The sequence below is a fragment of the Chitinophaga sp. W2I13 genome (genome assembly GCF_050434005.1).
GTDB lineage: Bacteria > Bacteroidota > Bacteroidia > Chitinophagales > Chitinophagaceae > Chitinophaga.
In genome coordinates this window covers 5,826,291-5,851,941 of the sequence record NZ_JBNPWD010000001.1, presented here as the reverse complement: position 1 = coordinate 5,851,941, position 25,651 = coordinate 5,826,291, and the positions used below count along the sequence as shown (strand labels likewise).

The window sequence follows — 25,651 nt, the reverse complement described above, 5'->3', positions numbered from 1 at the left end:
TTTACGCTTTTAATACCTGCCGCTCTGAAAGCTTGCCGTATTTAAGGTGATATTCTTTCGGGCTCATGTCTACCTGGCGGCGGAAAACCTTCCGGAAGAAGCTGATATCTTCATAACCGCATTGCAATGCTACGCTCTCAACGCTTTCCCGGGTATTTTCCAGCAGTTTTTTCGCGGCTTCAATACGCACGCGCTGCAGGTATTCCATGGGGGTATTGCCGGTTGCCTGTCTGAAGCGGCGGATGAAGTTCCTCACGCTCATATGATGGTCGCTGGCCAGTTTTTCCAGGATGATGGCTTCCCCGTAGTTTGCTTCGATGAAGTGTTGTATTTTCTTAACCGGATCATCCGCATGATCATGCTGGAAGCGGAATACGGAGAAAGCCAGCTGTGAGTCCCCGTGTGTGTTGATCATTAGTATTTTTGACGCCATCACGGCTTCTTCGTGCCCTATTAATTTTTCTATCAGGTAGATCATAAAGGAGGTGAAGCTAAACGCGCCTCCACAGGAGCATACCGGTCCTTCGTCCACGATGATCTTATCGTCCTGCACACCGATAGCCGGATAGCGCTGCTGGAACCGGCCGGCAAACAGCCAATTGGTGGTAGCCTTTTTGCCGTTCAGCAAGCCTGTTTCGGCAAGCAGGAAAGCACCCACGCAGATGCTGGCCAGGTCGGCGCCTTTCTGGCGTTGTTGTTTCAGCCATGTTACCAGCCTGCCTTCCCGGGCAATCACCTCGTCGATCTTATCATAGCGCATGGCGGGAATGATAATTAACCGGTACCGGTCACGGGGATTGAGCTTTTCGGCCTTATTGCTTCCTTGTGGACGCCTGGTAAGCTGGCCATCCGCTTCGGCAATAAAATCGATCTCAATGTTCTCCTTTAAGGGTATACCGGTTGCCAACGGATACATCCTGCTGAGGCCACCCCATATGTCAGCAGGGCCTGTCACGCACGTTGGAACCGCATCTTTATAATCCAGAATAGCAATACGCAAGGCAGTTCTTTTACGTCCAAAGATATGGCAATATCGCCTTCTTTTTTGTCATTACTGCCACTTATTTCATTCCGGGAGGAGGGCTACTTTTATGGTGTTAAAAGTAACTGGCAATGGCCGGATATACATCACTCAACAAATCTGAATTTTATGTCAACAGTAACTAATACCATCATGACGACCCAGGAAGTGGCCGCACGATTCAACGAACTGGCTCAACAGGAATTGTGGTTTGAAATCCAGGATGAGTTTTTTGCAGATCATGTAAAAAGCATAGACCCACCCCATTCTCTCTACTTTGGCTATGCGGAGGGCATAGCGGATGTCCGCAAAAAAGGTAAAGACTTTGTTTCAAAAATCCGGGACGTTCACGGCGCTCATACCACCGAGCCTGTTGTGGCGGGTAATTATTTTTCTGTAGGCCGGAATATGGATGTTACGGTAGAAGGATTTGGAAGAATACAGATCGATGAGATCATGTTATACGAAGTAAAAGACGGGCAGATTATATCGGAGCAATTCTTCTATTAAGCTGCTGCTAGTCCAGTATCCGCATCCGGTAGGCATTCATAGCCGTAGTGCCGAGCTTTGTGACAAGGCGGTAATTTACCACTACGCCCACAGCCGCACCCACTACGGGCAGCAACTGTCCCATTTTAGCCAGATCAATATGATCACGGTATTCGATCTGGAATTGCTGCCAATCGAAGCTGTGAATGTCTTCCGGTAACCGGCTGCTTTTCTCTTTCCAGTCCACAATACACTCATACACGTTTTGCCGGTGTTCCTGGCTGCTGAAGGCCAGCTGGAAAATATAAAGGATATACAACCGTTCCTTATAATCTTTTACATCAAAGCCATAAAAGGTGGCGATGTCAAAAAGCAGTTTCAATTTCATCCCGAGCAGTATCGGGAAATCAGCAAGGCCCCATAAAAACCCGCCGGCGCCGGTAAGCCCGCCTTCAGCGGCAGCCGTTTTCCGGTAAAAGTCCACCCGGCGAAGCACCGCTTCTTCCAAATCATACAACGAAGCAAAAACAGGCTGGTTGGGTACGGTGTACATAGAACCGAACAGTACTCCCCGCACCATTTGTTTAATGGTTACAGTAATAGCATCATGCACTTTTTGCGGGATTATGCGGTTGATGCGTGACTGCACCGACCGGGATAACCGGTCTGCCAGAGAAGGCCGGCCCTGCATTTTATGCTGCCAGATCTCCAATTCTACTTTCATCCGCTGTTCATATAACATAACCGAAATTACAAAAAAGAAGACAGCCGGCAGCACCCGGTGTTTAACCAGTTCGATTTTAAAAAGGACCAGCAGGAAGATATAAAAAGTGTGGAAAGAAGCGCTGTGAAATAACTTTATCAGGACACCCCGCTGCCGGGTTGAATACCGCAGCCCTGGCGGTCCTCATTAAAAAACATTTTCATTTTTCCGGTCATCATCCCGTTCCATCCGGCCTGGCTGAGGTATACCTCATTGCCTGCCATGTTCCTGAACACGGAAGTAGTCGTGATCATCTTCTGCTGATGACCACCTATTACAAAATCAATATGCGTAGACCTGGTAGCCATATCAGCGTTATCTGCTGTTTCGCCGGGTTGCTTAAAGCCGAGGTGGGAAAGGCAGATCACTACGTGGCAGCCATGCTCTTTTTTAAGTTTAGCGGCCACTTCATCGGCGGTTGCTACCGGCGGCAGGAAGGTGACACCGGGAACATCCGGCAGTTGCGGTCCCACACCGGTGATACCTATTTTTAACGAGCCCGCATATACGATTTTATGACGTACCACCTGGCGTGCGAGTGATGGATCGGTAAAACGGTAGTTGCAATTTACAAGGGCAAATTGCATATGCGGGATCAGTGCGGCCAGTGCAGCCTGGCCGTTTGCCAGTTCGCGGTTACCAATGGTGGCTGCATGATAACCGGCTTTATTCATGGCCTGTATCATTTCCATACAGGCGTTCACGTTATCCGTTCCACTGGTAAAATCACCTGCATCCAGGAACACGCCCTGATCTCCTGCCGGGCGGTGACCGGCCAGCTGGCCATGCAGGTCGTTGGTATGCCAGATCAGGAGTTCCCGGTTATCGCCGGGAAGATAAGTCGCGTTTTCTGAAGTGGAAGTCAGCGCTCTGAGAGGATTCTGCAACAGCAATAAACCTGTTACAAGAGATGTATTCCGTAGAAAGGAACGGCGTTCTTTATTCATAATATAGGGATCTGGAAAAAAGTGATGTGAAGATAAACACTTCCGTTGATTTCTTGTTAAAGCAAATAAATATTACTTTGAAAAAAAAATAAAATATACTTTTATATCAGTTTTTCATAGATAACACGACTAATATCCCTTGCAATACCAGATACAACGATTATGAATGACTCTACTCCCTACCTGTCAGAGATTTTTTTAGTGGCTTTTAATTTTGCGCCGAGAGACTACGCGTTATGTAATGGGCAATTACTTCCCATTAACCGGAATCAGGCTTTATTTTCCCTGTTGGGTACTGCGTTCGGCGGCGATGGCCGGGTTAATTTTGCATTACCCAACCTGAGAGGGCGCATACCAATGCACCAGGACGCGGCCCATATGCTGGGAACAGTAACCGGCAAGGTTACTACTACCGTCACCGTTGCCAATCTTCCGGTACATGAACACGGCGTTACGGCCGTACTTAAACTGCCTGTGGGAGCTGCGGCAAATACTGATTCTTCTGCCAATGCCTATCCTGCACCCGTTGCCGCCAACGCCAGGTACAGCGACACCGCGGATGAACAAATGGCCACGGTACAGGGCAGCGACCTTGCAGCAGACACGGCGAATGGTGCGTTAGCTACGGAGATCAATCCCTCTCCGAATACACCTGTTAACAACATGATGCCTTACCTCACCATGAATTATATCATAGCCCTGACAGGCATATTTCCTTCAACCACCTGATTTTTAAATATATGTCGGCACTCGATCCATTCGTTGGTGAAATCATTATGGTCCCTTTCAATTTTGCGCCAAAAAATTTCGCGTTTTGTGACGGACAACTGCTCCCTATTTCTCAGAATATCTCGCTTTTCTCCATCCTGGGCACTTACTACGGAGGGGATGGCAAGAGCACTTTTGCCCTGCCGGACATGCAGGGAAGAGTTCCCATCGGGGCCGGCCAGGGACCTGATCTGACACAGCGGGAGCTTGGCGAAATGGGGGGCGCCAATGAAAACCAGCTCACCATCAATCAAATGCCGGTGCATACGCATCTGATCAAGCGGCGACCGTTATCTTTACCGGCAGGCGAAAATAATAATACCAACAATCCTATCAACAATTATCCTGGCATAGCGCCTTCGGGACTTCCCTATGGTAAAACAGCCGGCACCGGAACAATGGCAGATCTGAGGTCAAGGATGCGGGCAGCAGGAGCAGGCGGCAATACACCAGTGAATAATTGTCAACCAACCCTCACTATTATGTTTGCTATATCGATGGCAGGAGTATTCCCTCCCCGTCAATAATAAATGATCACACTCAAACACTGATACGAATGCCTTTTGTAGGAGAAATAAGAATATTTGCCGGAAATTTTGCACCACTTGGATGGGCCTTTTGCGATGGGCAATTACTTCCCATTTCAGAAAACGATGTACTGTTTCAACTTATTGGTACTACCTATGGTGGGGATGGTCAGTCTGTTTTTGCGTTGCCGGATCTGCGCGGCAGGGTGCCGCTGCATATGGGTAGCGATTCTTCCAGCGGCTTAACTTATCAAATTGGCGAAAAGGGAGGAGAAGAAACTGTCACCTTGGCTTCCGATAATCTCCCGCCGCATATGCATTTTATTTCCGGACCGGTATTTTTACCTGCCCTGGGAGAAAACCACGCCAATGGCATCAACCCACAGAATCGTTCGTTTGCCATCACCCCATCAGAAAAAATTTACAGTACTGTTAAAAGCACTACCAAAAGGTTGGCGCCTTTACAGGTTGCACATACAGGCATGTCGCCAGCCGGTGATTCGTTAATAATGACGGTACAGCCAACCGGCGGTACAGCCCCCACCGACAATATGCAATCATACCTGGTGGTGAATTTTATTATTTCCCTGTTTGGCGTATTTCCTACACCTTAAGAACCAGCCATATGAAAATAGGAGCACTCCTACCCAGATCTACCTTTCATCCGCTGCTGCAGCACGACTTCCTCCAGGGTATGGAGGCTTATCTGCAATACCGGGGCGTACCTGTTACATGGTTTACCGCCAATATCGGGTTTGGCACCAACGCTGAAATGGTAATGGAACAGGCAGAAAAAATGATGCTGGAACACCATGCCGATGTACTGGTGTTATATGCAGATCAGCCTGCAGTAAGCAATATAGCCGCACTCGCGAAATCATTGAACCGCCTCGTATTGCTGGTACACAACGGCGCAAAATATATGCATGAATGGGAACCTCATCCAACAGTACTGTCGCACACACTTAACAACACCATTCAATGCCGGCTGACCGGGATCTACGCTGCCACCCTCGCAAAGGATGCCGCGGTATGTACTTCGTTTTATGACGGCGGCTATTCTCATAATCATGCGCTGGTACAATCGTTCGCCGATAACGGCGGCAGTGTTGCCTACAACTTCGTAAGCCAGTATAAAGTGAAGGAATTTGATTCCACGCCAATGCATCACTTCCTGCGTACTAACGCACACGTACAAACGTTGCTGGCGGTTTATAACGGGGACCTGGCGCATTGTTTTCTTCAGCAGTTGCGGGCATCGGATGTAACGGAGGGCCTGCAGGTATTCGCCAGCCCCATGTTGCTGGATGAAACCCTGTCAGCAGTGCATGGTCACCTGGAAATACCGTTCCAGGTGAGCGGGTATGTTCCGTGGATTTCATCTCTCAAAAATAACGCGAACGAATTACTGAAAACACAGTTTACTGCTTATACCGGCCGTGAAGCTAATTTACCTGGTATGCACGGCTGGAGCACCGCTATTATCCTTGAGCATATTTATAATACGGCAGATACACATCGATTCCGTGCGCGGGAGATACTGTTGACACTCCACGACGTAACACTGGATAGTCCGCGCGGCCCCCTGCATATGGATGCAGCCACTCACCACATGGTGGCACCTGCATGGCTGGTGAAAACAAATGAGGCGTTTGAGCCGGAAATAATTGGCGGAACAGATAACACCGCGCAGATCTGGCAGGAAATTGTGAATACGGAGATACCCGGTGTGTCTTCCGGCTGGATCAACACTTACCTCTGCGCCTGATAAAGATCAGGTGAGGTACTTTCAAGCAATTTAACATCCTGAACAACAGGGTGCATGTCTATATATTTCTTATACCTAAGGCTCGCCTTTTTATGAAGTTAATTTTACGCAGAACCCTGATATCCCTATTATTACTCACAGGCATTGCTACCTGCGCGCAGGCGCAGGCCTTTGGCCCCGGCGATCTCGTTTTTACCGGCGTGAATATTTATGACGACGACAATAACGGCAGCGTACAGAATGATGCGTTTTCATTTGTATTGCTCCGTGAGTGCCCGGCTAATACGATCATTTATTTTACAGATCTGGGGTGGACAGGTGCCGGCTTTCAGTCTATTTCCACCGACATTTCCACCGGCTCCAAAACAGATGGTATTCTCCAATGGTCGCCAGGCACCAGCAAAATGGCGGTAGGAACACGGGTAACTATTTACTGTAAATATAGTCCCACTGCCTCTTCCGGCGTACTTAACCTGACCAGCTCCACCCCTACCGCCAACAGCGCCGCACTGACCAATAAAGAATATATCAGTCTTGGTATTGCAGGTGATCAGTTGTTTGCTTTCACCGGTAGTTCAGGTAATCCGAATATCATTGCCGGTATCAATGTGAACCGCAACACCTGGGAAGCATCTCTTGCTGCGGATGAATTCACTTCTTCCAAATCAACCCAACCAGCTACTACCAGCCTTCTCAATTTTCCCAGCGTAAACGCAGTGAACGCGCGGTATAATTGTTCGGTAACCATCGGTACTTCGGCCCGCCTGCGAGCCCTTGTACAGGACACCACCAACTGGACGAAGGACTATACCTTATCAGCGCCAGCGCCTGCCGCATTAAACCTTGCCGTCACACCAACGTGTTCCCTGACGGTAGTGAACCCCGATGTCAACGGCATTGTATATGTAAACAAAATATTTCCCATAAACGGCGACGGCAGCAGCTGGGCCAGGCCGGTGGTTGAATTGTCGACTGCACTCAAAGCCGCCGCAGAGCCGCTGAATGGTATTACAAAAATATGGGTAGCCGCAGGTACTTATAAACCTGATTACTCGGGGAACACCCTGGCTACATTTACTATACCTTCCGGCGTAGCCGTTTACGGTGGTTTTATAGGTAATGAAACTAAATTGGCCGACCGGAATATTCCGGTCAACCCGGTAATCCTGAGCGGGGATGTGGATGGAAATGACCGGCTTACCAATAACGTTGTCCTGAGTACAGCGAATATCCGGGGCGCCAACAGCCGTCGCGTGATAACGGTGGGCTTTCTCAGCGCAGAAAGCATACTGGATGGCCTCATCATTACCGGAGGCCAGGCCAGTAATGCCGGTGGTGGTATAGACGCCACAAATGCCACACTGACAATAAAGAATTGTCAATTTTACGGGAACTACAGCGCCCAATATGGCGGCGCTGTTAACCAATCCGGCGGCTTACTGCAACTGATCAACTGCGTATTCTTTGGCAACAATGCCGTGCTTGACGGAGCCGCTATAAGAAGCTCCGGCAATACCACTCTTACCAATGTTACCGTGGGAGGCAATACCTCCGGAGGGTCCGCTATATCCAGCAGCGGCACCTTCACTTCGTATAACAGTGTAGTAGCTAAAAATACTTCTTCCGGTAGCGGGGGCGATTATTCCGGTCCCACTCCAAACATCCGTTACAGCATTTTTGGTAACCTGTATTATGCCAGCGCAGGTACTTCTCAGGCTACTCCTGATGTGGTGTTCAACAACCTTAGCACCGGGGACCTGCGGTTAACGCCCGTCAACTATGGTATCAACAAAGGCGATCCGCAAACCAACGATGCAGGCTATCCCGCACAGGCAGATACATTGGATCTTGACAGGAAAACACGTATCAGCAATACTGTTATTGACCTGGGCGCATATGAAATTCAGGCAATACCACAAACGATCACTTTCCCGGCCTTCCCTGCTACTCCGGTTATTACCTACGGTGATATAGATATTGATCCGAAGGCAACTACTACCGGAGATGGTATCATTACTTATACTTCCGGCAATACGGCCGTAGCAGACACCCTGAACGGGAAAATAAAAACTACCGGTGCAGGTACGGCGGTGATCACCGCTCACGCAGCTGCTACCAATATTTATCTGCCTGCAACACCTGTAACAAGACCTGTTACCGTCGCGAAAAAAGCGCTGACCATAAAAGCAGATGATGCCAGCCGGCCGTATAAAACGGCGAACCCCACCCCTACGTTTACCTACACCGGGTTTGCCTACACAGATGATGCGAGTGCGATCAACGGTACGGTAGATGCCATCTGGGCAGCTGATATAAACAGCAACGTGGGCAACTATGCTATTACAACGGATCTGAGCAGCGCCACTGCTGATAATTACACCTTGTCGGGAGCAGGTGGTATATTAACCATTACGCAACAGCAGCAAACCATCACCTTCCCTGCACCATCCGGTGTGGTTTATGGTGCGGCGCCGATTACCCTGCCACTTAATACGGATGCAGGTTTGCCTATCATTTACAATGTGGTGTCTGGTCCGGCTACCGTGAGCGGTAACACGCTCACCATTACCGGCGGAGGAAATGTAACCGTTACCGCCGATCAACCGGGAAATACCAATTACACCGCAGCACTACAGGTAACACAAACATTTAACGTAGCCAGAGCCATTCTCACGATAACAGCAAATGATAAGAACAGGCCGTATAAGCAGGCTAATCCTGTATTGGATTATACCATTACCGGCTTCGTGAACGGCGACAACAGCAGCGTGATAAACGGTGATGCGAGCATCAGCACTACAGCGGATATTGACAGTCATACCGGCGACTACCCCATCACCATAAGCGCCGGCACCGCTACTGCCACCAATTACCAGTTCAGCTTCAAACCAGGTACGCTTACAGTTACCAAAGCACCGCAGGTAATTACCCTTAGTGCCTTAACGGATAAAACATATGGCGACGCTCCTTTTGCCCTGAATGCCACCAGTACCTCCGGTCTCACAGTGGCCTTCAGTGTTGCCGGTCCGGCTACTATCAGCGGTAACATCCTTACCATTACGGGCACAGGAAATGTAACGGTGACGGCTACACAAAGCGGCGACACAGATTACGATCCGGCAACCATTGTCACAGGCGGGTTTATCGTTTTGAAAAAATCATTATTTGTAAATGCAGATAACAAACAGCGGTTATATGGAGAAAATAATCCTGCGTTAACCTATACCTACAATGGGCTGGTGAATGGAGATGATAACAGCGTAGTAACAGGCACTCCGCTGCTTAGTACCACGGCAGATGCCAGCAGTGCGCCGGGTGGTTACCCGATCCAGGTGACCAACGCCGCCTCGCTGAGCGCTGTCAACTATAGCATCATTCCTGTAAACGGACTGCTGACGGTAACAACGGCGCCTCAAACCATTACCTTCCCGGCAATAGGCAATAAAACCTACGGCAGTGCGCCGGTTACGCTTAACACCAACAGCGATGCAGGTTTGCCTATCACTTATAACGTAGTAAGCGGGCCGGCAACACTCAGTGGTAATGTCATCACATTCACCGGCGCGGGCGATGTAACTATCACTGCTGATCAGGCAGGTAATGGCAATTACTCGCCGGCGACGCAGGTATCACAAACATTCAGCATTGCCAAAGCCACACTAACGGTAACGGCTAATGATAAAAACAGGGTATACAAACAAACTAATCCAACACCGGATTATACCATCACCGGTTTTGTAAACGGCGAAAACAGCAGTGTAGTAAGTGGTGATGCCACCATTACCCACACTGCCGATATCAACAGTGCGCCTGGTGTTTATCCGATTACGGTCACTGCGGGTACATTAACAGCCGCTAACTACGACTTTAACTTTGCAGGTGGATCGCTTACTATTACAAAGGCATCTCAAACCATCACCTTCCCGGCTATCTCTAACAAAACATATGGCGATGCGGCCTTTGCGCTCAGCGCCAACAGCGATGCAGGGTTGCCTGTAGCTTACGCTGTAACTGTAGGTCCGGCTACGGTGAACGGCAATACCGTTACCATCACCGGCGTGGGCAATGTAACCATAAGCGCCATACAGACAGGTGACGCCAATTACACGGCGGCAGCGGCAGTGAGCCAGTCGTTCCAGGTAGCGCCGGCCACGCTGACCGTAACTGCGGATGATAAGCAAAAAACATACGGCGCTAATAATCCGCCGCTCACTTACACCGTCGCCGGATTTGTAAACAATGAAAACAGCAGCGTGGTGAATGGTACACCGGGACTCAGTACCAGTGCTGATAACAGCAGCGCTCCGGGTACCTATCCTATCACCGTGAATGTAACTCCGCTGACAGCGGCCAATTACATCTTCACACCGGTGAATGGTACCTTAACTGTTGGGCTCACCTCGCAAACCATCACCTTCCCCGCTATCGCTAACAAAACATATGGCGACGCCGCCTTTACACTCGGCGCCAACAGCAGCAGTACGTTAGCGGTGAGCTACAGCGTGGTAAGCGGTCCGGCTTCCATCAGCGGCAACACTGTTACCATTACCGGCGCAGGCAGTGTTACCATTGCGGCTGACCAGGCAGGCAACAGCAACTACTCACCGGCGACACAGGCAACGCAAACATTCAACGTTGCTAAAGCCACACTAACGGTAACGGCTAATGATAAAAACAGGGTATACAAACAAACTAATCCAACACCGGATTATACTGTTACCGGTTTTGTAAACGGCGAAAACAGCAGTGTAGTAAGTGGTGATGCCACCATTACTCATACTGCCGATATCAACAGCGCGCCGGGTGTTTATCCGATTACGGTAACCGCTGGTACATTAACAGCTGCTAACTATGACTTCAGCTTTGCCGATGGATCGCTTACTATTACAAAGGCATCTCAAACCATCGCCTTCCCGGCTATCTCTAACAAAACATATGGCGATGCGGCCTTTACGCTCAACGCTGCCAGCGATGCAGGATTGCCTGTAGCTTACACTGTAACTGCAGGTCCGGCTACGGTGAGCGGCAATACCGTTACCATCACCGGTACTGGCAATGTAACTATAAGCGCTACGCAGGCGGGTGACGCCAATTACACGGCGGCAGCGGCAGTGAGCCAGTCGTTCCAGGTAGCGCCGGCCACGCTGACCGTAACTGCGGATGATAAGCAAAAAGCATACGGCACTAATAATCCGCCGCTCACTTATACCATCGCCGGATTTGTAAACAGTGAAAACAGCAGTGTGGTGAATGGTACACCGGGACTCAGTACCAGTGCTGATAACAGCAGCGCTCCGGGTGCATATCCTATTACCGTGGATATAACTCCATTGACAGCGACCAATTATACCTTCTCTGCTGTAAATGGCAGCTTAACGGTTGGACTGGCGCCACAAACCATCACCTTCCCCGCTATCACTGATAAAACATATGGTGACGCCGCCTTTACACTCGGCGCCAACAGCAGCAGTACGTTAGCGGTGAGCTACAGCGTGGTAAGCGGTCCGGCTTCCATCAGCGGCAACACTGTTACTATTACCGGCGCAGGCAGTGTTACCATTGCGGCCGATCAGGCTGGCAACGGCAACTACTCGCCAGCCACGCAGGTTACACAAACTTTCAACGTTGCCAAAGCCACCCTAACGGTAACGGCTAATGATAAAAACAGGGCATACAAACAAATTAATCCAACACCGGATTATACCATCACCGGTTTTGTAAACAACGAAAACAGCAGTGTAGTAAGTGGAAATGCCGCCATTACTCATACTGCCGATATCAACAGCGCACCGGGTGTTTATCCGATTACGGTGACTGCCGGCACGTTAACAGCCGCTAACTACGACTTTAACTTTGCAGGTGGATCGCTCACTATTACAAAGGCGGCGCAAACCATCACCTTCCCGGCTATCACCGGTAAAACATACGGCAATGCAGCCTTTGCGCTCAGCGCTACCAGCGATGTAGGGTTGACAGTAACTTACACCGTAACCGCCGGTCCGGCTACGGTGAGTGGTAATACCGTTACCATCACCGGTGCTGGCAATGTAACCATAAGCGCTACACAGGCGGGTGACGCCAATTACACGGCGGCAGCGGCAGTGAGCCAGTCGTTCCAGGTAGCGCCGGCCACGCTGACCGTAACTGCGGATGATAAGCAAAAAGCATACGGCGCTAATAATCCGCCGCTCACTTACACCATTACCGGATTTGTAAATAATGAAAACAGCAGCGTGGTGAATGGCACACCAGGACTCAGCACCAGTGCGAATAACAGCAGCGCACCGGGTGCCTATCCTATTACCGTGAATGTAACTCCGCTGACAGCGGCCAATTACATCTTCACACCGGTGAATGGTACCTTAACTGTTGGGTTCACCTCGCAAACCATCACCTTCCCCGCTATCGCTAACAAAACATATGGCGACGCCGCCTTTACGCTCAGCGCCACCAGCAGCAGTATGTTAGCGGTGAGCTACAGCGTGGTAAGCGGTCCAGCTACCATCAGCGGCAACACTGTTACTATTACCGACGCAGGCAGTGTTACCATTGCGGCTGACCAGGCAGGCAACAGCAACTACTCACCGGCGACACAGGCAACGCAAACATTCAACGTTGCTAAAGCCATACTAACGGTAACGGCTAATGATAAAAACAGAGCATACAAACAAACTAATCCAACACCGGATTATACCATCACCGGTTTTGTAAACAACGAAAACAGCAGTGTAGTAAGTGGAAATGCCGCCATTACTCATACTGCCGATATCAATAGCGCACCGGGTATTTATCCGATTACGGTGACTGCCGGCACGTTAACAGCCGCTAACTACGACTTTAACTTTGCAGGTGGATCGCTCACTATTACAAAGGCGGCGCAAACTATCACCTTCCCGGCTATCACCGGTAAAACATACGGCAATGCAGCCTTTGCGCTCAGCGCTGCCAGCGATGCAGGATTAACAGTAGCTTACACCGTAACCGCCGGTCCGGCTACGGTGAGCGGCAATACCGTTACCATCACCGGCGTGGGCAATGTAACCATAAGCGCTACACAGGCGGGTGACGCCAATTACACGGCGGCAGCAGCAGTGAGCCAGTCGTTCCAGGTAGCGCCGGCCACGCTGACCGTAACCGCGGATGATAAGCAAAAAGCATACGGCGCTAATAATCCGCCGCTCACTTACACCATTACCGGATTTGTAAATAATGAAAACAGCAGCGTGGTGAATGGCACACCAGGACTCAGCACCAGTGCGAATAACAGCAGCGCACCGGGTACCTATCCTATTACCGTGAATGTAACTCCGCTGACAGCGGCCAATTACATCTTCACACCGGTGAATGGTACCTTAACTGTTGGGCTCACCTCGCAAACCATCACCTTCCCCGCTATCGCTAACAAAACATATGGCGACGCCGCCTTTACACTCGGCGCCAACAGCAGCAGTGCGTTAGCGGTGAGCTACAGCGTGGTAAGCGGTCCGGCTTCCATCAGCGGCAACACTGTTACCATTACCGGCGCCGGCAGTGTTACCATTGCGGCAGATCAGGCAGGCAACGGCAACTACTCGCCGGCCACGCAGGCAACACAAACATTCAACGTTGCCAAAGCTGCGCTGACCATTAAAGCCAGGGACGAAGTACGGACCTATACCGGCAGCAGCTATACAGGTGGTAACGGGGTAGACTATACGGGATTGGTGAATGGCGACGGCACAACCAGTTTAACCGGTACGCTGGTTTACACAGGCACATCGCAAGGAGCCATTAATGCAGGCACTTATATCATTACGCCTTCAGGTTTAACGGCCAGCAACTATAACATCACCTTTACCAATGGTCAGCTGACAATTGCGAAGGCGCAGCAGCAAATTACCTTCCTTGCAACAGGTAATAAGAACCAGGGAGATCCTGATTTTATTCTCACTGCTACTGCCAGCGCCGGACTGCCGGTTACGCTTAGCAGCGACAACAGCGCTGCCATTAGTATCAATGGTAATACGGCGCATGTGGGAACAGCCGGCACCGCCAACATCAGCGCCTCTCAACCGGGCAACAATAACTACGAACCTGCCCAAACGATAACACAAACCATTATCGTTACCGCATGGACCGCACCGGTAATCACCGCGCAGGGCAGTACTACTTTCTGCGCACCCAATACCGTGACGTTACAATCCAGCAGCACTACCACCCATGAATGGTACCGCAATGGTATCCTGATACCTGGCGCAACGGGCCGGTCGCTGACAGTAGATGAAAGCGGCAGCTACACCGCGAAAGCGATATACGACAACAACATCGGTGTGCTCTCCGCAGCAGTATCCGTAACCGTAAATCCATTGCCGGCGGGTGAAGTACACGCAAATGGCAACACTACAATCAGCAAGGGAGAAACGATCAGCCTCACTGCTTCCGGCGGCAATGCCTACGCATGGTCGCCCGCCACAGGACTGAATGATGCCAATATCGCATCCCCCATAGCCCGTCCGGCGGTTACCACCAACTACCAGGTAACCATCACCGGTACCGGTGGTTGCAGCGTTACAAAGGATATTACGATTACCGTTAAAGAAGATTATAAACTGGAAGCGACTAATATCCTTACTCCGAACGGCGACGGCAAAAACGACCTGTGGGTGGTAAAGAATATCGATATGTATCCGCAAAATGAAGTCAGGATATTTGACCGTTCAGGGCGCATGATATTCCATCAGCGTGGCTATACCAACAACTGGAATGGTACGGTAAATGGCCAGCGACTGGCAGAAGGCACCTACTATTATATCATTGATCTCGGCAATAACGTGCCGAAGTTTAAAGGGTTTATCACTATTGTCAATGCAAATTACTAAGCAAACGACTATGAAAAAGTATGTGAGATATATCGCACTGCTGGGAGCTTTCGCTCTCGGCAGTCAATATGCAGGCGCACAAACTGCAGGCAATCCAACCATGATGTATGAGCCACTGGCGGCGCAATACTTCCTGGATCAGTACATGGCCAATGCCGCGATGGCAGGGATTGACACCGGGTTACATGTATACATGGCTTATCAGCGCCAGTCGTCAGATATACCTGGCGCACCGGTGGCCAAAGCCCTTACGGCCGACTATATGCTGGGAAAACGTGTAGGCATTGGTATGAATATCTTTAACGACAAAGCTGGTTTAATCAACAGTACAAAAGTGGCATTCACTTATGCATACCACCTGCCACTGAGTTTGAGCGGTGTGAGTGTATTGCATTTTGGTTTGTCGGCCGCATTTGTAAACCGCCGGCTGGATACCAAAGGGATCAACGGCGATGTAACCGACACCTATATCAATGCATTCAACAGAAGAGATAATTATTTTGAAGGAGACTTCGGTATGGCCTATACCCGTAAAGGACTTACCCTGCAGGGATCTGTACCCAACCTGGTGAGCTTTGTTAAAAACAAAGCCGAGGATGATGGAATAGACCGCGCGCTGTACTTCGTTGCAGCCGGTTATAAATTTGAAATGGCGGGGCAGCTCAATTCAATAGAACCGAAGATATGTATGCGCGGCGTGAAAGGATATGATAATATTATTGATGCCGGCGCTAATTTCATCTTCCTGCAACAACAACTGAATGCATTCGCCCTGTACCACTCCTCGAAAAGCTTTAGTGCAGGTGTGGGCGTAAATTACAGGTCCATAGCCGGATTCCAGCTAATCTACAACTCGCAGACGGCAGGCTTACGTAATTATACCAATGGAACATTTGAGGTAAACCTGGTGGTTCATCTTTTCAGATAAGACTTGCAGTAATACCTGGGAAAGAGGGGATTGTATCAAAATGCTTTTGATACAATCCCCTCTTCTTTGTATATAAAAAATCGTATCTTAAGCCGGTATTTAGCATCCTGATGATACCCCATCTTCAGGAACATTAAACGGAACATTGCAAAAAGTAAAACATGATCAAAAAAATTAACCCGCTGGCTGGCGCGCTGCTATTGCTGTTAACCGCTACCTCTACTGTTAATGCCCAATCCTCCCCTGCTATGTTAATGGTATATGATGATTATTCCGGTAAAGACCCTGGTCTCACTTACTGGAACAATGGAAAAACGATCCGGCTAACGGATGGCAAAACACAGGCGGGAGCCGCCGCCATTGCGGTATCAGGTAATGACGAGTATGTAGCCGGTCATGAATATAACACTGCCGGGGAGCCCGTTGCCACTTATTGGAAAAATGGTAAAGCTGTAACGCTCGCTAACGGGGAAACATATTCGAAAGCTGTTGGTATCAGTGTATCCGGTCCGGATGTGCATGTGATTGGAAACAATGGCAGCGATGCGGTGTACTGGAAAAATGGCGTAGCCGCCTCACTGGGTAAAGACACAAAACTGCACGGCATTGTGCTGGGCGGCGGCGATGTGTATATCGCCGGCTACCAGGCAAATGACCAGGGTGAATATGTTGCCACCTGCTGGAAAAATGGAAATGCGGTAGCGCTGTCGGACGGAAAAACGAGCGCGGAAGCACATGCCATTGCCATATCCGGCAACGATATTTACGTGGCGGGTTTTAAAATTGATGAAGCCGGAAAGGAAGTGGCCATGTATTGGAAAAACGGTGAGCCGGTGATGCTTCCGGGTGGCTGCAGGGCAAATGCCATTACGGTATCCGGTAATGAAGTATACGTGGCGGGGATCGACAGAAATGAGGCCGGCGCAAATATCATTGTTTGCTGGAAGAACGGGAAAGCAGTGAGGCTGACCGATGGAAAAGAAGAAGCCGGCGCCGGTGTAAATGTAATTGCGGTTGCAGGAAACGATGTTTATGTAGCCGGCTATCTTGATGGCAAAGCCACCTATTGGAAAAATGAAAAGCCGGCGGGTTTGAATGACATCATCGGCGGAATAACCGGGTTAGTGATCAGATAGCTATCTTCATCCGGCCGTTGATAAAAAACCGAGAACCGTTGCAATAATAGCCTCAGGCGCGTCTTCCTGGACAAGGTGTTTTGCCTGGGGCACCACATGAAGGCGGGCGTTTCCGATACGCCTGCTCAGTTCCTTTCCGCGCTCCAAATGTATCCACTGGTCATTTTCACCCCATAAAATTGTTACCGGGCAACGGATTTCAGAAAAACGGTTTTCTATTTCGTCGGTATATTGATCGCTCATCTGTGCGATCTGCCGGTAGAAGGCCGCCTGACCTGTTTCTCCCAACCAGGGTTGCAGGTACAGCTGCATTACATCTTCAGGCAGCGGATGAAATGCAGCGCCACTAATATATGCGCGAAGGATCGCTTCATGAATATAAGCGGGAAGCCCTGTAAAAACTTCCGGATGATTTTTTGCGGCCTGCACAAATGGAGAGCCCGACGGTCCTATTGCCACCGGATCAATCAGGGTCAGCGAGCGGTAATCCCGGCCGTCGAGCAAGTGCGTCCGCAATGCGGTGGTGCCGCCAAAGTCATGCGCCACGATATCAGGCCGGTCCAGTCCCCAATGTTGCAGCAATGCAGCGAAAACTTTATTTTGAATACCAAGCGATACATTCTGCCCCTCCTTTTTTTCCGAATATCCGTAACCGGGAAGATCATAGTAAAATACCTGCCTGTGTTCTGCCAGCCAGGAACCAATACGCCTCCATACAACGGAAGAAAAAGGGGTTCCGTGAAGCAGTACAAGTGGTGCACCTGTTCCCAGCACCCCAAATCGTATTTCCTGACCCTGAAATTTGAATACTTCGGCCGGCGCCGGTATATGAGACATCAGCTGCATAATCTTCTTTTTTAGGTTAACCTTTACATCCGGCGCAAAGACTATACCCATCTAAACTGCAGGCAGCGCTGCGGTAAAACCCTTGTCAGGATTTCAAACCAATTTGCATCATTTTATAAATCAAATAATGTAAATTACAAGCTATGATATAATCCAATCCCTCACATTATGTCACATGAAAACCTTAATACCGGAGCGATACACTCCTCTCCCTCAGCCGCCGCACACCATCACAGCATTTCAGGAATATCAAGGCCAGCCGTTCAGCCGCTTCAAAAAAAATCTTCAAAAAAAGATGAGGAGGAAGAGGTTCCTCTGCAAATGAACTCAACAGCCGTTCAGCTATTCCGGGGGAGAACTGGAAATGATGAAAACAGGCTGGCAGATATAAAGCCGTTTCAATTAAAATCAAATAACACCGGTTTGCCCGATAGCCTTAAATCAGGTATTGAAAATTTGTCGGGTTATGCAATGGATGATGTAAACGTACATTACAATTCCCATCAGCCTTCACAACTACAGGCGCACGCTTTTGCCCGGGGAACGGACATACATCTGGCGCCTGGTCAGGAAAAGCATCTGCCACATGAAGCCTGGCATGTTGTGCAGCAAAAGCAGGGAAGAGTAAGTCCAACTACGCAGTTGAAAGGCAAGGTAAACATCAATGATGATGCTGGCCTGGAAAAAGAAGCTGACGAAATGGGCCATAAGGCCGTACAGCTTGCAAAAGATCCCGCAGCCGGACCCTATAAAGATTTCAAAAAACAGGCGCCTCCTTTAACTGTTCCCACCGCCCAACTGATGCTGATCAACGGTGTGGACGTTACAGGGTCGTCAAAACTAGATGACCTGAAGCTTGCCATGGGCTGGCATCCCCATTTTGGGGTAACCAAGCCACTGAAAGAAAACGAAAAGACAGAACTGATAAGACTAATCCGGTTACTTAACAGCGATGACATTCACGTTGGTAATATAATTGAAGACCTGGAGGGAGAATCATCAGCAGATGAAGAAGAAGAAAAAGAGAAAAAGGATGGAGGAAATGAAGAAGAATTAGGAGAGGATGAAGGATTTGGACCTGAAGATTTCCCGGGCGCCCAAAGCTTTTCATTTGTCCAGGTGCCGCAGGTATCCCAGCAACGGCAACGCCGTCAGACGCCTGAGGAGTTTGGATGGGAAAATTTCCCCGAGACTTTCCGGGGACTGAAAAAGCTCGGCATCCACGAAACCGAACATGCAAACGTGGAGAGCCTCGTGGCGAACGGCCCCGCAGTGGAAAAAATAGATTCAGCCAATCATATAGGCAAAGGACCTGGGTTTTACGTATCACATGTAGGGAAAAAAAAGCTTGCGACCGTTGTGAGCGGCGTCGTATATGGCGACAGCTTTGTTGCCATATATATCAAGTCAGGCATTGCGGCGAGAAAATCACCTAACGGGGAGAGTAATCATGTAGATATTCTCGATAAGGAATATGGCAACGAATTATGCTATTATATCATGTCCGGAGGTGGGGAAATTGTTATTCCGGAAAGATGCTTTCCCTTTGTAAAAGCAGTATCAGTCCGGGAACAGCTGAACCAGGTCAGAAACGAGAGAAAGAAGAAAACGAGAAAAGAGAAGGAAGTAGAAGTAGAAGAAGATGATGGGCATGGTGAAAATGAAGCGGCATTAAACCCGGACCACCAGTTAGCCATGATCATCTACGATGAAGAAGTGGATTTCGTACGCAGATTGAACCTGTTATCGGATAGATATAACAATGCCTCTGCCAGCGAGAGCCTCAGAGCGCGGATTAAGAAAAGATTCCTGTTCATGCAAAAAACGGCCTTTAACAAATGGGCCATGAACAGCCGGCTGTATACCGTTTGGTGGACCATCAGGCCAATTGGTACGCATACGCCAATGCCGCCGCATCCATAGTACTGTTTTGGAAAACAAATTCCCAGGCAATGGGAAGACTTTCGCTATTCGAAAATGTTCCCATTGCATCATTCAGCATTTAAAATTTGAGATATCCGGCAGCGCTTAAACGGAACGGCATTTGCGGAATTGTAGTTGCCCATCCTACCCAATATTTTTCATTATTCAGGTTATCAGCCTTTACAATAACACGGTAACGCGGTTGTTCATAGCTAAGGGAAGCATTCAGCGTGGTAAAAGCGGGCAGGGTATAAAGCGAAGTGGTGCTTACGTCTACAATGTTATCGTCGGCATAATTACCTCCGAAGCCTATCCCCAGTCCTTTTAGCTGCCCGGCGGGCACGCGGTAGCTCAGCCAGAAGTTGGCCAGGTTGCGGGGGCCGGCACTGCCTGGCCGGAAGCCTTCCAGGGCCGGACTGCTTTTCTTAAGCTTGCTGTCGTTATACGCATACCCTGCCACGATATGTAATCCGCGGAAAGGCATGGCTGTAATTTCCCCCTCAATTCCTTTGCTGTACTGTATACCATTTTGAACAGTAAATGCAGGCCGTTCCGGAGCATCCGGACGGGTAACATCCGACACGCGGATGGAGTAATAACTCAGGCTTCCTGCTAATTTACCATTCGCCAACCCGGCTTTAACACCTCCCTCCCATTGATTGGCCTGGCTCGGCTTGAAATTGCTGGTGGTGCCATCGGGCTGCTGCACAGGTGCTATATTTTGAAATCCATTGCTGTAGTTGCCAAACAGGGAAAGCTGGTCTGCTATGATCTGGTAAACAAGTCCGAATTTTGGCGATACTGCCGTTTGGTTATACTTGCCCGTGGTGGTGTCCCTCGTCAGATTCTTTGTGCCGGGATTGTCGAAATAGTCCACGCGGACACTGGCCATGGCTATAAGCTGCTCCGTAATATTGAGTACATCCTGCACATATACACTATACATATTTTGCACAGCTTTGGTGCGGGTATATGCGAGGCCCTTTATCCTGTCCTGTAACGCCAGCCGGTTCAGGGCGGAATACGCTGCCCCTGGCTTGGTTACGCTTACCACATCAAAGACAACTGTTCCGGGAGAACTGGACCTGGTAGTTGCCGAATAGATATCCGTTCCAACCAGCAGGCGGTTTCGCAGGCGGCCTATTTTAAAATCGCCTGTCAGATTATATTGAAAGTCGGTGGCATAGCTATTCGTATATTCCGTATAGGTCACGTTGCGGCTGAGCGAATCATTCCCGGCTTTCGTACTTAAATAGCCAGTTACCCCGCCGGCCTGCGAAGTGAGATAGGTATAGGTGGCGCGGGCTTGCCATACGTCTGAAAAACGGTGCTGCAGCTCTGCAAAGAAGTTGGTATTGGTGGTGGTTACAAAAAGGTCGTCGTTGCTGAACCGCCTTTTAAAATCCATGTTCAGCGCTTCGGGACTCCGCACGCCGCTATTATAGCTTCCATCAGCGAAAAGCCGGTAAAAGCTGTTTGCCTTCTCCTTCTTGTACTCCACTTCCACTGTCAGCTTTGTTTTTTCTGACAGCTGATACGTAACCACCGGGGCCACGAAAAAATAATTTTTAAAGCCTGCATCCTGAAAACTGCCTTCTGCATACTGGGCGGCATTTACTCTTGCCAATACCCGGTGTGCCTTATCAACGGGTACATTCACATCTGCCTCAAACCGGCTGAGCCCAAATCCTCCACCGGTGAAGCCTATACGGGTTTGAAAGGTGTCGAGCGGTTTTTTTGTGACGCGGTTAAACAAGCCGCCAAACGATACCAGGCTGGAACCAAACAGGGCGCCGGAGGGCCCTTTTATCGCTTCAATGCTTTCAATATTGGCGGGGTCCAGTGTACCGCCGCCAATAATACCCGGCACGCCGTTCCGGAGAAATGACTGTGTGGCAAAGCCACGGGAAGTAACCGTACCGCCTGCACTGTTATTCTCCAGTTGCATGATTACACCAGGAACGTTTTTCAGTGCATCTGCATAAACAACATTCAGCTGGTCCTGTAATAATGCCTGTGTTACCGTTGTATACACCTGTGGGTTTTCGAGGTTGTTCAATGGCATCTTAGCCGCGAAGACGCTTTGTGTTTTAATAAACCGGTTCCTGCCGGAAGTAACGTTTACCTCGGCGAGTTGCTTTTCTGATACCTGTAATTGCAGGGAAATAGTTTCCGTACTGCCCGGGCGAATGGTAATACTCCGTTGCAATGTTTCATAGCCCATGAGAGAAATCACCAACTCATAGCTGCCGGGCAGGATCCGGTTTATCTGGAAACTCCCTGTTTCATCTGTTAACACGCTGCGCCTGGCTTCTTTCATCACAATAGTTACATAGGCAGCCGCTTTCTTGTCGGATGTATACACCGTGCCCTTTAAAGCGCCAGGGTTAATGCTTTGCGCTGAAATGCCATTTATAAATAATGTCAGTGAAAAGATAGCAAAGGCAAATATTTTGGAGATCATTGTTATTTTTTGTCCGCAAAAATGGACAAATATGCAGCGGCAACCCACGCGTATCCGGAATAGTTTTTACGCAATTGGGAACTTCCTTTTAAGTGAGCGTTGTTGCGGAAATATCTTATCAAGTGCATATTAGTTAATGATCTCCCAATGATATACGAAGCCGGTTTAAAGCATTCATAAGCGAAATGCTGGTGGTCAAATCTACTATTTCTTTTGTGGAGAAATGATTTTCAAGATCCCGCTGGTAGCCGGTTAAATCACCGTGCAACTGTGTGATGGCTTCAGCCCATTGTAATACTGATTTCTGCCTGGCATCAAATGAGGAAGAAAGTTTCCATCCGGGTAATTTGTCCAGTAAACGCTGGTCATATCCAAACTCACGGAGCTCATTAGCATGAAAACTGCAGCAATAGGCACAACCATTTATTTGAGATACCCGTAGTTCTGCAAGGGCGATTAATTTAACATCTATCTCCGACTGTCTCAACGTTTCATGAGATTTATATAAATAGCCAACCGCTTCTTTTGAAATTTTTATGTAATCCATATTATCTATAATTTTGGCGCAAATTAAAATACCATCACTTCAATAGACGATATGCACTTTTATGTGATATACTTACAAAAAGGAAAGTGTGTTGATATTCAAATTTTTACTCATGCCTGAATTTTTTCATGATAAGACGCTCTACTATACCCCAATGGAATTTGCACTGAAGCATATTGGCGGCACCTGGAAAATGCCGATACTCTGGCGTCTTCAGTCCAATGTGCTCCGGTATGGAGAATTAAAAAAAGACATTCCGCATATCACTCATAAAATGCTGGCAAGCCAACTGAAGGAACTGGAGGAAAAGGGATTGATCAGGCGGACCGTTTACCCGGTTGTGCCGCCTAAAGTTGAATATGCGATTACTTCAAAAGGATTGAAAGCAATACCGGTGATTGAACATATTATGAAGTATGGATATGAGCTGATCCAGGAAGCCGGCATTGAGTATCCGCCTAAGTAATTATAAAGTCTTCTTCAGTTTTATATCTACTTTCTCTCCTTCCTTTTCTATCGTCACTACCTTTTTAACACTGGCGCCAGCATTACCAGCATAACTCCTGACGGTGGTGTTCTCTCGGGTGCCCTGGTACAAGCCATTTACATAAGTATCAGTATAACCCACTACTTCGGTTCTCCTGGAGGTATGAACGTAACCAAATTCCGCAAAGATCAGGTAGTCGCCGGGCATCAGGTTTACAAATTCAAAATGTCCCTTGTCGTCATATACCGTTGCCGTCTTGATACACTCTGCCGCCTCTTTAGGAAGTGGAACAGCTCTTCCTTTTTTCCTGGATGATTCATTTAATTTCACCCACTCTTTAAAGAAATCGGTATAGGGAATCAAAACGATGGAGGTACCTGTCGGTGCGAATTGCTTTTTATTGATATTGAGTACGGCAATACCTTTCAGCATTCCTTCATTCTCGTTATCTTTTGCAAAGGCCTGCCCGCTAATTACCGCGCTGCCCGACTTGATCAGTTTCATGGTAGCCACTTTATCAAAAGTGTTCTTAAAGGGATTAAAATCTGTCTCCCTGTCCACCATCAGAATATGCTGACCGGCATTGGAATGGATATCCACCTTCCACAACCGGCGGGTTTCTTTGTCGATGTGATACACGTACTTGTCTTTGGTGGCCTCCTCAAATACGGTCACCAGCCAAACTTTATGTGCACCGGTAAGGCTGCTGGTGTACATACCGCTGGTTACTTCCTCAATAAGCGCCTTCTTTAAATTATTCGTATTCTCGGGCCGGTAATCGTACACCGGCATATTTGCACTGTACCCGGAAGTAAGCGGAAGTAATCCAAGTAGATAGGGATAACAATAACCATCAAAAAATGCTTCTGTTACCGGTTCCTTAATGACACGCTTTTTGCGGCTTTGTTTGTCGTAATGATAACCTGTAACTTCCTTCCCATACTTCAGCTGCAATTCATAGTTGCTGTTAAAAGAGGAACGGTAAAGAGGGGTAAAGGTCTTCCCGTCAGAAATAATGGTATCAACCCGTGGATCATCAGAACCGGCCTGGTATAATGTGGTATAAATAGACAAGGTCTCTTTATTCGCATTAATATCAATGATAAATGAACTGATCTCCCTTTCCATGGCGCCATCTACAATAAAACAGCCCATTTCATACTTCCCGGTTTTGAGGAATTTTGTATCAAAAGGGATGTTCCCTGGTGTTAACGCAACTTGTGCTTTACAGAAACCTGCTGTAATGAGGAGCTGCAGCGTAAAAAAAATGCCCCGTACCCGGGAATGCTTAAAACTGATCATGCTTGTTCAATGTGCTTTGTCCAAAATATAGGTAACCGGTTGTGATTTCTTGTAATCTGCAAGATACTTTGTGTATGTAATTCCTCGTCAAAAGTAAACGCTTTTCCGGCTTGTTGGACTACTGGTAATCAGGGATTTTATGCTACTGGTTTACAGGGATTTTTCAACGCGCTGCCGTTGTATCGGGCAAGACTTTCCGGGAGCTGCTCCATTACCTTCGATTCCTTCATTATCATCCTTTTATAGGAAATCCCGCTTTTATTTATTTAAATTGCCATAGTAAAACGCCACGTTGTGAATACTATAGCTGCTTTGAAACAAGGTAACCTTTTGGTATTTAATGAAGTATATTATTCCTGCCACAAAAGGATCTACTATTTTATTCTCCGGAAAACAAAGTCTTCTTTCATCGCAGAGGAGGTAGTACAGCTTACATTCATCAAATTCTGGAACTACCGGGAAAGCCTGGCAGACGACCTCGACGTGCAGCTCCAGCTGTTCCGGATTGCCCGCACTACCCTGATCGACTTTCTCCGGAAGGAAACCGTGTACAAGGAAAAGGTGATCCATGTAATTGAGCGGTATACCCTGCCGGCGGATGAGCTCTGGGGCAAGCTGGCCGAAAAGGAACTGCAGCATAAACTGGCCCACGCATTGGAGGAAATGCCGCCTATGCGCCGTAAAGTATTTGAAATGAGCCGTTTTAAAGGTATGAGCTACCAGCAAATAGCGCATGAACTTTCCTTGTCGTCCAGAACAGTAGAGTCACACATCTTCCAGGCCATCAGGCAAATAAAACATTATCTCGGGCTGCTGCTATCCCTTGTAGCCTGCTTTTTCCCGTTTTGAAAATATTTTTCCATTCCGACTAAGTAGT

Annotated in this window: 18 protein-coding genes; 11 read left to right on the top strand and 7 right to left on the bottom strand. The window is 48.6% G+C overall.

Annotation, left to right across the window (positions count from 1 at the left end):
- Nucleotide 1: 1 nt before the first annotated feature.
- Nucleotides 2-1,000 (bottom strand): GlxA family transcriptional regulator, encoded by a 999-nt coding sequence (locus QFZ48_RS24130; RefSeq protein WP_429048819.1) that lies wholly within the window; start codon nt 998-1,000, stop codon nt 2-4.
- 150 nt (nt 1,001-1,150) lie between these two features.
- Here QFZ48_RS24130 and QFZ48_RS24125 point away from each other — a divergent pair, with 150 nt between their 5' ends.
- The gene (locus QFZ48_RS24125) at nt 1,151-1,531 is read left to right on the top strand and encodes a SnoaL-like domain-containing protein (RefSeq protein ID WP_429048821.1); all 381 of its coding nucleotides are present in this window, start codon (nt 1,151-1,153) and stop codon (nt 1,529-1,531) included.
- 7 nt (nt 1,532-1,538) lie between these two features.
- On the opposite strand, the gene QFZ48_RS24120 is transcribed toward QFZ48_RS24125, so the two are convergent.
- The gene (locus QFZ48_RS24120) at nt 1,539-2,234 is read right to left on the bottom strand and encodes an EcsC family protein (protein WP_429048822.1); all 696 of its coding nucleotides are present in this window, start codon (nt 2,232-2,234) and stop codon (nt 1,539-1,541) included.
- Between the two features lie 137 nt (nt 2,235-2,371).
- Nucleotides 2,372-3,220 (bottom strand): metallophosphoesterase, encoded by an 849-nt coding sequence (locus tag QFZ48_RS24115; protein ID WP_429064019.1) that lies wholly within the window; start codon nt 3,218-3,220, stop codon nt 2,372-2,374.
- 162 nt (nt 3,221-3,382) lie between these two features.
- Here QFZ48_RS24115 and QFZ48_RS24110 point away from each other — a divergent pair, with 162 nt between their 5' ends.
- The 7 genes from QFZ48_RS24110 to QFZ48_RS24080 all read left to right on the top strand — a co-directional run bounded on the left by QFZ48_RS24110 (nt 3,383) and on the right by QFZ48_RS24080 (nt 17,205).
- Nucleotides 3,383-3,949, top strand: a complete 567-nt coding sequence (locus QFZ48_RS24110) for a phage tail protein (RefSeq protein ID WP_429048824.1) — start codon at nt 3,383-3,385, stop codon at nt 3,947-3,949.
- 11 nt (nt 3,950-3,960) lie between these two features.
- Entirely contained in the window at nt 3,961-4,515 is a 555-nt protein-coding gene (locus tag QFZ48_RS24105; RefSeq protein ID WP_429048826.1) for a phage tail protein, read from the top strand.
- A 29-nt stretch (nt 4,516-4,544) separates the two neighbouring features.
- A complete protein-coding gene (locus QFZ48_RS24100) occupies nt 4,545-5,129 on the top strand; it encodes a phage tail protein (RefSeq protein ID WP_429048828.1) in 585 nt (194 codons plus the stop codon).
- An 11-nt stretch (nt 5,130-5,140) separates the two neighbouring features.
- Nucleotides 5,141-6,283 carry an ABC transporter substrate-binding protein gene (locus tag QFZ48_RS24095; RefSeq protein ID WP_429048829.1) on the top strand — a complete coding sequence of 381 codons (1,143 nt, stop codon included), beginning with the start codon at nt 5,141-5,143 and terminating at the stop codon, nt 6,281-6,283.
- 92 nt (nt 6,284-6,375) lie between these two features.
- Nucleotides 6,376-15,141, top strand: coding sequence for an MBG domain-containing protein (locus tag QFZ48_RS24090; protein ID WP_429064016.1), 8,766 nt, complete (start codon nt 6,376-6,378; stop codon nt 15,139-15,141).
- 10 nt (nt 15,142-15,151) lie between these two features.
- Complete coding sequence (locus QFZ48_RS24085) at nt 15,152-16,069, top strand: PorP/SprF family type IX secretion system membrane protein (protein WP_429064014.1); 918 nt, start codon at nt 15,152-15,154, stop codon at nt 16,067-16,069.
- Nucleotides 16,070-16,230: 161 nt separating this feature from the next.
- Complete coding sequence (locus tag QFZ48_RS24080) at nt 16,231-17,205, top strand: hypothetical protein (RefSeq protein ID WP_429064012.1); 975 nt, start codon at nt 16,231-16,233, stop codon at nt 17,203-17,205.
- 6 nt (nt 17,206-17,211) lie between these two features.
- Here the strand turns inward: QFZ48_RS24080 and QFZ48_RS24075 are convergent, their stop codons facing one another.
- The gene (locus tag QFZ48_RS24075) at nt 17,212-18,051 is read right to left on the bottom strand and encodes an alpha/beta fold hydrolase (RefSeq protein WP_429064010.1); all 840 of its coding nucleotides are present in this window, start codon (nt 18,049-18,051) and stop codon (nt 17,212-17,214) included.
- Between the two features lie 168 nt (nt 18,052-18,219).
- Between QFZ48_RS24075 and QFZ48_RS24070 the strand changes: the two genes are divergently transcribed.
- Entirely contained in the window at nt 18,220-19,974 is a 1,755-nt protein-coding gene (locus QFZ48_RS24070) for a DUF4157 domain-containing protein (RefSeq protein ID WP_429064009.1), read from the top strand.
- A 79-nt stretch (nt 19,975-20,053) separates the two neighbouring features.
- Here QFZ48_RS24070 and QFZ48_RS24065 read toward each other — a convergent pair whose 3' ends face one another.
- Together QFZ48_RS24065 and QFZ48_RS24060 are read right to left on the bottom strand one after the other, a co-directional pair.
- Entirely contained in the window at nt 20,054-22,438 is a 2,385-nt protein-coding gene (locus QFZ48_RS24065; RefSeq protein WP_429064007.1) for a TonB-dependent siderophore receptor, read from the bottom strand.
- Nucleotides 22,439-22,571: 133 nt separating this feature from the next.
- Nucleotides 22,572-22,985 (bottom strand): carboxymuconolactone decarboxylase family protein, encoded by a 414-nt coding sequence (locus QFZ48_RS24060; RefSeq protein ID WP_429064005.1) that lies wholly within the window; start codon nt 22,983-22,985, stop codon nt 22,572-22,574.
- 112 nt (nt 22,986-23,097) lie between these two features.
- Between QFZ48_RS24060 and QFZ48_RS24055 the strand changes: the two genes are divergently transcribed.
- The gene (locus tag QFZ48_RS24055; RefSeq protein WP_429048840.1) at nt 23,098-23,451 is read left to right on the top strand and encodes a winged helix-turn-helix transcriptional regulator; all 354 of its coding nucleotides are present in this window, start codon (nt 23,098-23,100) and stop codon (nt 23,449-23,451) included.
- Here the strand turns inward: QFZ48_RS24055 and QFZ48_RS24050 are convergent, their stop codons facing one another.
- On the bottom strand, nt 23,452-24,774 hold the full coding sequence (locus QFZ48_RS24050) for a hypothetical protein (protein ID WP_429064004.1): 1,323 nt from the start codon (nt 24,772-24,774) through the stop codon (nt 23,452-23,454). It abuts the gene before it with no gap.
- 294 nt (nt 24,775-25,068) lie between these two features.
- Between QFZ48_RS24050 and QFZ48_RS24045 the strand changes: the two genes are divergently transcribed.
- Nucleotides 25,069-25,623, top strand: a complete 555-nt coding sequence (locus tag QFZ48_RS24045) for a sigma-70 family RNA polymerase sigma factor (protein WP_429048843.1) — start codon at nt 25,069-25,071, stop codon at nt 25,621-25,623.
- Nucleotides 25,624-25,651: the final 28 nt, after the last annotated feature.